General features: G+C 57.0%; 10 protein-coding genes. 3 read left to right on the top strand and 7 right to left on the bottom strand.

The features are described 5' to 3' along the window. Positions 1 to 261: 261 nt before the first annotated feature. The 7 genes from ACO5R6_RS07140 to ACO5R6_RS07110 form a co-directional block, all read right to left on the bottom strand. On the bottom strand, positions 262 to 1,287 hold the full coding sequence (locus ACO5R6_RS07140) for a carbohydrate kinase family protein (protein WP_485626502.1): 1,026 nt from the start codon (positions 1,285 to 1,287) through the stop codon (positions 262 to 264). Positions 1,288 to 1,324: 37 nt separating this feature from the next. Continuing rightward, positions 1,325 to 1,498, bottom strand: coding sequence for a hypothetical protein (locus ACO5R6_RS07135; RefSeq protein WP_485626501.1), 174 nt, complete (start codon positions 1,496 to 1,498; stop codon positions 1,325 to 1,327). A gap of 32 nt (positions 1,499 to 1,530) precedes the next feature. Beyond that, entirely contained in the window at positions 1,531 to 1,695 is a 165-nt protein-coding gene (locus ACO5R6_RS07130) for a hypothetical protein (RefSeq protein ID WP_485626500.1), read from the bottom strand. Positions 1,696 to 1,888: 193 nt separating this feature from the next. Continuing rightward, positions 1,889 to 4,639, bottom strand: a complete 2,751-nt coding sequence (locus ACO5R6_RS07125; RefSeq protein WP_485626499.1) for a hemoblobin-interacting domain-containing protein — start codon at positions 4,637 to 4,639, stop codon at positions 1,889 to 1,891. A 199-nt stretch (positions 4,640 to 4,838) separates the two neighbouring features. After that, complete coding sequence (locus tag ACO5R6_RS07120) at positions 4,839 to 5,717, bottom strand: hypothetical protein (RefSeq protein ID WP_485626498.1); 879 nt, start codon at positions 5,715 to 5,717, stop codon at positions 4,839 to 4,841. Positions 5,718 to 5,851: 134 nt separating this feature from the next. Beyond that, positions 5,852 to 7,099, bottom strand: a complete 1,248-nt coding sequence (locus ACO5R6_RS07115; RefSeq protein ID WP_485626497.1) for a 2,3-bisphosphoglycerate-independent phosphoglycerate mutase — start codon at positions 7,097 to 7,099, stop codon at positions 5,852 to 5,854. Between the two features lie 48 nt (positions 7,100 to 7,147). Next, positions 7,148 to 8,593 (bottom strand): SLC13 family permease, encoded by a 1,446-nt coding sequence (locus ACO5R6_RS07110; RefSeq protein WP_485626495.1) that lies wholly within the window; start codon positions 8,591 to 8,593, stop codon positions 7,148 to 7,150. Between the two features lie 201 nt (positions 8,594 to 8,794). On the opposite strand from ACO5R6_RS07110, the gene ACO5R6_RS07105 reads away from it, so the two are divergent. The 3 genes from ACO5R6_RS07105 (at position 8,795) to ACO5R6_RS07095 (ending at position 11,251) form a co-directional block, all read left to right on the top strand. Continuing rightward, positions 8,795 to 9,757 (top strand): LysR family transcriptional regulator, encoded by a 963-nt coding sequence (locus ACO5R6_RS07105; protein WP_485626493.1) that lies wholly within the window; start codon positions 8,795 to 8,797, stop codon positions 9,755 to 9,757. 5 nt (positions 9,758 to 9,762) lie between these two features. After that, positions 9,763 to 10,692: a putative ABC transporter permease gene (locus ACO5R6_RS07100; protein WP_485626492.1), complete on the top strand. Its 930-nt coding sequence runs from the start codon at positions 9,763 to 9,765 to the stop codon at positions 10,690 to 10,692. An 88-nt stretch (positions 10,693 to 10,780) separates the two neighbouring features. Further along, positions 10,781 to 11,251, top strand: a complete 471-nt coding sequence (locus ACO5R6_RS07095) for an HD domain-containing protein (RefSeq protein ID WP_485626491.1) — start codon at positions 10,781 to 10,783, stop codon at positions 11,249 to 11,251. Positions 11,252 to 11,505 lie beyond the last annotated feature (254 nt).

Raw genomic sequence — 11,505 nt, 5'->3', positions numbered from 1 at the left:
ACAGATTCTATGATCAATGGGATTAGCCATCAACACGTTTTGTCCTATAACCCTTTGATTCCCCCCATGACATAAAATCCCTTCCCGACGCGGCAGCACCTGCATCGGGAAGGGATTTTTGTGTTCTTCTTGCATTTGGGACTTATAGGGTCACCCCATCCTTGAAGATAGCGATATCTCGGCAGTCGTGGAGCTCTGCCCGGGTTCTCTGGCCGGAGGCCACATCGAGAACGAAGTCCAGGAGCCGGTCGGTTTCTCTTCTCAGTTCTCCTCCCCGCAGAGAGCCGCAACTTCTTCCTTCTCCGGCATCATGCGAAGGGCGCCCCGTCTCCTGACGATGAGAGAGGCAGCCGCATTGGCCCGCTTTAGCATCCGGCTCAGGTCCTGATCCGTCAGTCCCCGGAGCATGCTCTCTGCGCCGGATTGGCCCGCTTTGGATCCCTCATTTTGACTCGCGAGTCCATCCGCCCTCTCCAGGAGGAAATTCAGCATACTGCCCGTGAAGGTGTCCCCCGCACCGGTTGTATCTATGACCTCCTCGGCCGGGTAGGATCCGGCCGAGACGACCCGGCCCTCATAGTAGGCCTTGCTGCCCTGGTCTCCCAGAGTGACGCAGATCAGCCTGGTTCCGAACTGCTCCTGCAGGGACTTGGCCGCCCGGTCGTAGTCCCTGATTCCGGTGAGGAACTCAATCTCATTGTCCGAGATCTTCAGAACCTGACACCGGCTGATTCCATAGAAGATGGCCTTCTTGGCGTCCTCCAGATCGCTCCAGAGGGGCGAGCGCAGGTTGGGGTCAAAGGAGATCAGGGCTCCCGCCTCCTCAGCCAGAGCGATCGCCCGCTTCGTCGCCTCCCGGCATCCCGGGTCCGTCATGGACAGGGTTCCAAAGTGGAAAATCCGGCTCTGCCTGATCAGGTCTTCTCTCAGATCTTCCACAGACAGCATCATATCAGCCCCCGGATTGCGGTAGAAGGAGAAGTCCCGGTCTCCGTTCGCCAGCTTGTGGACAAAGGCCAGAGTCGTATGCACCCGTGGATCGAAACAGAGCCCCTGGGTATCAATGCCGCAGTCCTTAAGGATTTCGGCCAGCTTCCTTCCGAAGGCGTCCTCCCCCACCTTGCCGATAAAGGCCGTCTTGCGCCCGTACTTGGCAAGCATGGCAAGGACATTGCAGGGTGCCCCGCCGGGATTGGCCTCTAAGAGGCTGTTTCCCTGCTCTGAGAACCCATTCTCCGTGAAATCAATCAGCAACTCGCCCAGGGCCAGAACATCGTACTTTTTCATCAAAGATCCTCCGCATGCAGACTTTGCTACTCCTTTATTATAGCTCTTTTCCCTCTTCCGGTTCATTCCAGGATAATTGACAGACGCCTCCCCGGCTACTGACCGCGATTCGAAGCTTCCCGTCGGCCCCCAGAGAGAGCAGGCGGGGGTAAGACATAATCCCCCGATAGCCGCCCTCCTCCGAGGGACCATGGTCCTTGATCCAGGGCATCCACTCCCAGCCCCCCGGCCAGGCGATGGAAATCAGGCGGCCCAGACGATCGCGCTGTTCTTGATGTAAGTCAGAACATGGCTGGTCGTAAAGATTGTCGTGAAGTTCTCCAACGTTAGCCCCTTGGGCCAGGAGAAGGGCTCGGTCAAGAACTCCCGGTTGGATCGAAAGGCCGCCCAGCTCCTGCTTGAGGGCATCTCCTCCCCCGACTTCAAGGGAGCCGCCTTCAAGACCCCTTATCAGCTGTTCCGCAGGCAGAGCGTCCGGCAGTTGCTGGACTGACTACGGAAACATGCGCCGCCGGGCGCACCGAAAGGACCGAAAGAACCGCTGAAGTCCCTGATTTACAGGTCTTCAGCGGTTCTTATCGGTTTACTCTTATGACCGGTCTCACTCTTTGCGCTTTGCCTTGCCTCCACGGATGATGGCCAGGCGGACTCCGGTAAGGGCAGTCCCCAGCAGAAGCGCGGCTGCTAATTCCGCCCATGGGAGTCTCCGGTCTGCCGTCCGCGGCGCCTTGGATTTCACTGTCCCCTGCCCGGCAGCACTTTGGCTGCTGCCCCCGATTTGGCCGGACTCCTTTTGCTTGAGAGAGGATGACCCATCTTTTGCCCCGGGATCTTTCTTGGCCGGGTCCGTCTTACCCGGATCGTCCTTGCCCGGGTCATCCTTGCCCGGGTCCGTCTTGTCCGGGTCTGTCTTACCCGGATCGTCCTTGCCCGGATCATCCGGCTTGACCGGCTTGGTCCGGTACTTCTCAATGGGAGGCTTGGGATCAATCCCGGTCCTCCAGTAGAGGTCTTTTAGGGGATCATCCGCACCGATTGCCTCACTCTGAACCCCATCGGCCAGGTATTGCCCGGGACTGGTCAGCCGGATCTTTTCACCGAGCGCCTTGCCGGGTGTGGCGTTTCTCAGCTTGCTCGCATTGGCCCCCTGGAGGAAGGCCTCCTCCGTCTCAATGCTGCCCTGTCCTGTGACCGCGCTTCCGCCGGTCCCCCAGAGCACATCGCCTCCGACTGCTACGACCTTTCCCTTTCCTGTGATCTTGCTTTCCTTCTCCAGTTCAATGGCAGTGCCCCCCTCGCGATCCAGAAGAACCTTGCCCGGGCCTCCGAAGGCCGCCAGCAGGGCTCCGTCCTCCAGCTGCAGCTGACCGTTCACGCGAAGGGCGGTCTGGCCGATATCCCTTCCGGCATCATCTCCCTTGATGAAGACCTGGCCCTTGACCGTCACCTTGCCACTTGCTGTCACAACAGGCTCCGATGTCGTCCGGTCGGTCCTCTGTCCGTTGGCCAGATAGTTGGCATGGGAGTAGATCGCCGCATTCTCCACAATGGCACCGTCTGCCAGGCGAAGCTGACCGCAGATGGACGCCCCTGTCATGAACCTGCCCGCGAAGGAATCGTAATTCATAGAGAAGCTGCCGCCGTCCCGCACGTCGATGATCCCCTGCACCGAGGAGTCCAACAGGTTCAGCTTGCCTCCCTTCTCCACGACAATGCGGACACTGCTCAGGATCTTCATGTTCTTGATGGTCAGATTGCAGCCCTTGGGGATGTAAAGGGTCTGTGGAATCCTGCCCTTCTCTACATCCGACCAGGCGATATCATAGCCTAAGACGCCATAGGTTCCGCTCTCATGGGAGCCGAACCAGGCTTCTAAGTCTGCCGGTACCCGAACCGCATTGTCCTCTCCCGGCACATTGCTGCCGAACTCCCGAATCGCCCAGGGCTCCATGATATCCCAGGCCATGTGTCCGCTGGCGTACTTCTTGAGATTCTCCGGCTTCAGCCGATCCGCCAGCTTCTCCTGGCCGGAATAAATGGTGAAGGGAAGGCTGTTGCTGCTAGCCGTGCGTCCCTGCTGGTCTGCGACAGAAACGGAGACCAGATAGTGGCCCGGATCCTTGGGTGTTCCGCTTAAGGTCAGACTGCTGGACAGGGTCAGATAGCGGCCCTCCATCCCACTCCGATTTCCCGCGGGTGTGCCCTTAGCCGTATCGGGAACCAGGTCTACCTTACACCGGTTGGGATCCAGCCGGATCTTGGACTGATGATCCAGCTCCTCCCAGTCCTTCTCGGTCGGCTCCTGTCCCTTCTTGACCAGGGCCCCATAGACCTTGACCCTGCTGTTCTTGTTGGATGAGGCTCCGCTCAGGCTGGCGCTTGTGACGCCGTCATAATTCTTCTGCCCCTTGATGGCCGCCTCGAAGGAGCCCTCCAGCTTGACCTTGAGCTCGTAGGGATCTCCGCCATTGTCATCTGCGACCAGGCTGGCCTTGCCGTCGGTGTCGACGACAAACTTGAAGGTCAGATCCTCATATCCGTCTGCCTTGATGCAGATGCTGTCCCCGCTCTTTAGGATGGGAACGGTCTGAGCCGCGCTGAAATCCTTGGAGGCGAAGAGGAGCTGGTTGGAATCCGTCTTCTTCTGGTATTTGCCGCCGCTGCTGGGATTATAGGGGACCTCGCTCCAGGTCTTTTTGTTGACCAGGACCTCTTTTACCTTGGAGACATACGAATCCGCACCAGTGATCCCGATCTTCCAGAGGCTGCCCCAGGAGTCCTGGCTGAGCTTCAGCTGGCTCAAGCGGATCTTCCCCGGGCTTGTGTTCCCGCTGCCCGGATCGCCAGTTCCTGACGGATCCGTCTGGCCGCCCGGATTATCAGCTCCTGACGGATCCGTCTGGCCGCCCGGATTGTTCTTCTCTATCGTCGCCTTGTATGTGTAGGGATAGACGGCCGCATTCTTCTCCACCCGAACCGTGATGGGCTTATAGCCCTCCGCCTCGATCTGAATCTTGGCCGGATACTCCGGGTTCACCAGCTTCAGGGCCCGGTAGCTCCCATAGGCTCCCACGACATCCGCCAGCTGCCAGACCTTACCGGAAGTCCCCCAGCTGATCGTTCCCTTGCTGTACTTGCTTCCGTTGACGGTCACCTGGCTGATCTGATTCATCCAGTTTGAATCTGCAAATTCCAGATTCAGCGTCTCCGGCAGGAAGCCTGTGACTGCAGCGCTCTTGACCTCTGCCGGCCCCTTCTGCTTCTCCGCGGCCGACACCGGCAGGAAGCAGCTTGTGATTGCGAGCAGGGCCGCCGCAAACAGGCTTCCCCCTCTTCCGATTGCTCTTCGCACCTCTCTTCTCCTCTCTTCGATGGCCTTATGGAAATCGCTGACGAGCTCGCGTTTTTCTTGTTAGCGATTGCTAACTTAAGAGGAAATATTAGCAGATCCGATTTTCGCTTGTCAATGGCCCCTAACAAAAAACCTCCCCCGCCTTTCGGCGAGAGAGGTTCCTCTAATTCATCCTTATGATCGCTGGACCCGGTGCTTCTTAATATCCTCCGTAAGAGAAGGTTCCCCACCTCTTGAGCAGGGTTCTGATATTGCCGCCGAATCTGCGGTTGACCTGCTTGGTCAGGAAGGCCTGGTGGCTGGCATGGCTGTCGACGCCCGCATAGCCGGATCCGGTCTGCCCGAATCCTCTTCCCTCAATGGTGTGAACCACCCAGGTGGCCTCCTCCACAGAGAGGGAATCGATCAGGCTGTCAAGCCCGGTGGACTTATGATAAGCGGCTCCGTTCCTGTGCCCAGGAATCGACAGAAGCAAGCTGGCAACCCTGCGGGCATTGCCGGTTCCTGCCATGACAAGCAGTCCGTTCGAGCCGAAGTAGGGGCTGGTCGCACTGACATCTGCAGAGCCGGAGTCCTGCACATTGTCCTCAGTCTCAGCAGAAGCCTCTTGCGCGCTTGCCGCCTCCCTGGCTGCCTTCTCTCTGGCCGCCTTGGCCTTCGCTGCCTTCTCCTCGGCCGACTTGGCTTTCTTGGCCGCCTCAGCTTCTTCCTTCACCCTGGCTTCCTCTTCATCAGACTTCCTCTTGGCCTCGGCGATGGTATTGCCGCCGGTCTGGGAGAGAGCCTCTGCCGCCCTGGTCGTGACCCCCTGGGACAGGTCTGTCACAGTCGCCTCTGTCTCTGCAGCGGTCTCAGTCTCTCCTACCAGGTCGACCCGGTTCTGGCTGACACTGGCTTCCGTAGACTGAGAAGAAGCCATGGCAGGGTCTCCCGTGCTTCCCATGGTCTGCAGGGACATGGCCCCGGAGAAGACCGTAGTGGCAATCAGAAGACCGACTGCCAGGCGGTTCTGCAGCTTGTGTTCCGTCAATGACTGACGCAGGTTCTTGATTTTGTTTTTAACATTTTTGTTATCCATGGCTCTTATTATTACATAAATGTTACAAATGTCAAGGCCCTATGAAATATCTCTGTGATGTTTTCTCCTCTTCTCTCTTGCAGTCGGCATTTCAAGCTCCCAACTCGGCTTTCCGACCCGGTTCCCCAATCGGTTCAATTCCCCATCTTCGGAGAGACTTCCAGATAGTCGAGAAGGCTGCTGTTGAAGTCCGCCCCCTTCATACGGCAGAGAGCTCCTGAGGCGGAGGATATCTCATCGTAGGAAGTAACCTCGTCCTTGCGGATGTTCTTGCCGGAAATGACAATCGGAACCGGGTCTCCGCTGTGCTCCCTCCGCTCGCAGGGGGTCGAGTGGTCTGCGGCAAGCGCGATAATGACATTGCCGAGGTCTTCCCTGCCGGACAGGAGGTCTTGGACACAGGCCAACATGTGGTCATATTTCTCGATCGCCTCGACCTTCTTCCGAGCTTGATTGTCATGACCCATCAGGTCTGTCGCCTTGAAGTGGAGGGCGACGAAATCGTGATTTTCAAGGGCCTTGACCGCCAGGGCCGCCTTCTTCTCCACATCCGTGTCCAGATTCCCTGTGAAGTCCGGATCCGTCACCACATCAAAGCCCGCCAGCCTTGCAACGCCCAGGACTGTGCTCTCAGCGGCGACACAGCAGGCGCTATAGTGCAGGCGGTCTGTAATCTTCCGGATCTGCGGCATCATCCCCGCCCCCCTGGTGAGAACGGCATTGGCCGGAAGCAGTCCGGAAGAGACCCTCTCCTGATTCAGAGCCTGATCCGCAAGGATCTCGTGGGCCCGCAGAAGGAACTTCCGCAGGATGTCTGCTGTAAAGGCCGCCTCTTCGGACGCATCCAGAGGCCGGGGCATGCGGATTTGCTCCCCCTCCACCTTGGGGTCGGTGTCCGTGACTTGGTCGGAGAGGCCCTCTCCCCGCAGGACCAGGACCGCCCTGTGCTCTGTCGCCTCCTTGAAGAGGACCTGAATCCCATCGATCTCCAGTCCGCTCAGAGCCCCCGCCAGCTTGTCGGTCCCCCGGCGAATCCGGCCTGCCCGCCGGTCCTTGACCAGGAGGTCTTCATCGACTGTGGCAAAATTGCAGCGAAAGGCGACATCTCCGGGCCGAAGTTCCATCCCCTCACCAAAGGCCTCAATGGGGCCGCGCCCCGGATAATCCTCCGGGCCGTAGCCGCCGAAGAGAATCATGTGTCCGAAGTCCGTCCCCACCGGTGTCCCGGCCCGGTAGAGATCCATAATCCCCGAGGACCCCTCTTTTGCGAGTTCATCCAGGTGCGGCGTTCTTGCATACTGCAGGGGTGTCTTGCCCGCGAGTTCTTCGCAGGGGCGGTCTCCCAATCCGTCTGCGATGGACAGAAGAATTTTGTTCTTCATAATATAGCACTTCCTTTCATGGGCCTTTCTCTACTTGCAGAATCAGTTCTACAGTACGAACCTGATCCAGGTGAAATAGACCAGGCAGAGGGCGCAGGCCTCCACAAAGCAGGCGACGATCCCGTACAGGAGCTCATCCTTGACATCGAAGTAACCGGTTCCGAAATAGAGGGCATTGACCTTGGAGTGGGGCGGCAGCGTTATGGTACAGGAAATGCCGAAGGAACACACGAGAGCCAGGGCTGCCGCGTCCATCCCCAATCCCTTGGCAAGGGTGATGATGGCCGGAATCAGGATGGTGGTTCGAACCGTCTTGCTGGTGAAGATCAGGTGACTGAATACCGTAATGAAAATAACGGCGACTGCGACCATGGACGGGGCCAGCTGATCCAGACCGGTGGCGTTGATCAGGCGGTCAATGATCCAGCTGGCGGCTTTCGAGTTGTCCAGCGCGCCTCCGACCGCATAAGCTCCGGCGGAGAAGATCATCAGATCCCACTTGATATTGGCCTCTTTCCATTTGATAACGCCGATTCCGGGCATAAGGCAGAGGAGCATGCTGAGCACGGCCGTCTGCTCCGTGCTGATGGCAAAGCCGAACCAGCTCTTCTGATAGTCTCCGGTCGCCCACAGGAGCAGGGTGATCAGGAAGATAACCGCTGCCCGCTTCTCCTTGGCGCTCATGGGGCCCAGATCGGCGAGCTGTGCCTTCAGAGAGGCAACCGCACCCGAGACATTGTCCGAGAACTCATCCTTATAATGATAGAACCGGACGCCAAGGATAAAGACGATGATCGTCGTGATAATCGCCTGGGGAAGGGATCCCAACAACCACTGCATATAGCCCACGTGAGCTCCGGTCTGCTCATTAATAAAGCCGACCGCCAGGACCTGCGCGCTCGTCGCCGTCATGACTACGGATGTGGCGAAGGCGTTATTCTGCACCCCTTGCAGGGCCAGAAGCTTGCCGAATCGACTCTTCCCCGGTGTGGCCTTGTAGACCTCCAGGATCACCAGGGCAATGGGAATAATCAGAGATGCTCGCGCCGTGGTGGAGGGCACGAAGAAGGCCAGGATATAATTCACCACGACGAAGACAACCAGGGTCTGTGTCGGTGTCTTGGCGAACTTGGTGATCAGAAACAGGGCGATTCGTTTCCCCAGATTAGAGGCGCTCATGGCAGAGGTCAGGACGAATGCCGCAACCATAAGCCATATGATATCTTTCCCCAGCATTCCGAATGCGTAGGACTGCTTCTCAACCACTCCGAGGAGGGGAAGGAGCAATACGACGACAATGGATGTCAAATAGATGGGAATCGGGCGGGAGATCCACATGATCAGCGCAAATGTGAACAGAGCCAGCGCCTTCTGCCCCACCACGGTCATGCCCTCGGGGCATGGCATAAACATCAAGATCAATAAGGCGGCGAGAGCCAGGCAGGCCCCGATCGTCTGCCCGGACAGTAATTTAAAACCCTTTTCTTTACTCATACTCTTCTCCTGAAACATAGATTTTTTCTGGGAGCCCCTGAGAATGTTCATGCATGCATTTCTTATCATTCATTCTAGGAGAGGAAGGAGATCTGAATCAAATTGAATTATATTTCAGCATCAATAACGATCTGTTATAATATTGTAAGCGATTAATATAGCAGTGTTTCTTTTCTGCAAAGGCATGCAGGGTGACCCTCTATGGACATTGATAAATTAAACTCCTTCCTGGTGCTCGCGAAAAAGGGGAACTTCGCCAGGGCATCGGAACTGCTCTACATCTCTCAGCCGGCCCTCAGCAAGCGGATCCAGGCGCTGGAAGAGGAACTGCAGGTTCCCCTCTTCAACCGGATCGGGTCAAGGAGCTACCTCACCACGGAGGGGCGGAACTTCCTCCAATATGCCCAGCAAATTGTCTCAACCTATAACCTCGCGATCGAGGACATGCATCAGATCAAGGGTCTTGAGACCGGAACGCTCAGCTTCGGTGCCACGAATTTCATCGGCGTCTACATCATGCCCCGCTTTATCTCCCATTTTCACCGGATCTATCCCAAGATCCGGATCAATATGATCATCAACGACTCCAGAACCATCCTGGACATGCTCCACAAGAATCAGCTTGAGTTTGCGGTGATTTCCGATTATATTCTCAGGGACAAGGCCTCCAGAGACCAGTACATCAGCCGGTCCTTCCTTGAAGACCGGCTCGCCCTGGTTGTTGGCTCCGCTCACCCCCTCTTCGGGAGGGACCACTGTTCCCTTCGGGAGGTAGAGGAGGACCTGTACATCTCCAAGACAAAGCACTCCTCACAGAATCAATTCCTGGAGGAGCTCTTTCGGGAGCATGCATTTTACTTTAAGAACCGGATGGTGATCGGCAATCAAGAAGCCGTCAAAGAGTGTGTCATCAATAATATCGGGATATCGATTCTGTCGACCAGGTCCGTGGCGCAGGAGGTCTTGAACCGAAGACTTGCGACTCTTAAACTCGATGAATTTGAGATAAAAAGAGAAATCCAGTACACCTGTCTCAAGGGCCGTCATCTGACACCGGCCGCCAAGGCCTTTCTGGACACTCTGCCCCCGCCCGGGCCGCCGCTCCGGGGACAGCCGGCTGATCAGATATCTGAGAGAACGATAGAAGCAAATGTGACGAGGTAGATCTCATGATCTTGGTATCCTATTTTAATAAGTTCATGCTCTTTTCCTTCATCGGATGGCTCTATGAGTGCTGTTACTGCACGATCCGAACCCGCCACTGGGACAACCGGGGCTTTCTCTACGGGCCAATCTGTCCCATCTATGGACTGGGCGCCATCCTCTGCCTCTTTCTCTTCGGGGACCTGCCCGTCTACCTGATTCGAACCGGCCGCCTGGACCTGCCCGTCAGCAGCAGCGGTCTGGCTCAAATCCCCATCTGGCAGATCTTTCTGATCTGTATGATCGGGTCCGCCATCATAGAGTATCTGACTTCCTATCTCCTGGAGAAGTTCTTTCACGCGGTCTGGTGGGACTACAGCGGAATCCCCCTGAATCTGCACGGGCGCATCTGCCTCCCCGCCTCGATTGGGTTCGGGCTGGCCGGAATCGCCATCACCCGGTGGGTCATCCCCCTGATCATGAGGATCCCGGACCATCGGCATCCCATGGTCACCATACTTCTGGGCCTCTTCCTGGCCTTCTATCTCGGCATGGACACCGGCCTGACCATCGAGTCCCTGGTCCAGCTGACCCACCGCCTGGACCTGCTGCAGGAAGCCTTTGACAGCCGGATGGAGTCTACCGTCCAGATCGCCTCCCTGGGGCCCGGTGCCATCGCTGTTGCCGCCGGCTCCGCCGCCAGGGAGGCCGCCCTAAATGCCAGAGACAACCTGTCTGAAGCTGCTTCCATGGTGCGAAAAACCGCTTCCAGACAAGCCCTTCCCCTAAAGAGAGGTCCGGAAGAGACCCTTCCCGGCATGACGCGCCGCGAGCGCTACCACCTGCGCGCCATCCGAAGTTACCGCGGCCGAAAGCCCGGTGCCTCTGCCGCCCGGAGCGCGGCCAAGGCCTTCCGCCGTCTGCAGGAGTTCATCCTACGCAAGCCAAAATCCTGATTTTTCTCTCCTGCCTCTTGCCTGCGAGAGAAAAAGCGTTCATAATCATTCTGACAGCTTTACAGACCGACACAGAGCAGGGCAGGCCATGAAGAAACACGAAGAAGCGCACTTCCAGGAGATCAGCGGAGACCTGCTCCGAGATATCCGGGTCCTGCGCATGAATCAATATATCCAGCACGGTTCAACGACCACCTATGCCCATGTGCTGCGGGTGGCCCGCACGGCTTACCGGCTCAACCACCTTCTGCGCGTAAAGGCCGATGACCGGTCTTTGGTCCGCGCTTCCATTCTTCACGACTATTATCTCTACGACTGGCACAAGCACCATGACCGGCTCCATGGCTACCACCATGCCCGTATTGCGGCCGACAACGCCCGCCGGGATTTTTCCATATCTCCGGAGGAAGAAGCCATGATCCGAAGCCATATGTGGCCCCTCAATCTCTTCTCTCCCCCACTCTCCCGGGGCGGCTGGCTCCTCACGATTGCCGATAAGATCGCCTCGACCCAGGAGACGATCATGGACCGGCTCCGTCCCTCTTCCAATCCTGTCTGAAGGAATATAAAAAAGAAACGTGACTTTGAGCTCGGTGTTCTCAAAGTTATTTTGTCTACAGTCTGAGAGCGCTCAAGTCTTATGACTTGAGCGCTCATTTTGAATACAAGCGAGGATCGGAGGGGCACTCTTCTCCCCGGTCTATGCGTAAAAAGATAAATTGTAAGTCTATGTAAAAATACCGATTAAAATATCAAGAAAATATATCCTTCAAAGAAAATTCACTAATAATATAGGGACTGTATGGTAGAATC

This window comes from Shuttleworthella sp., from assembly GCF_057251025.1.
Note: the sequence above shows the minus strand (reverse complement) of the source record. Positions and strands in the feature narration are given on the sequence as shown.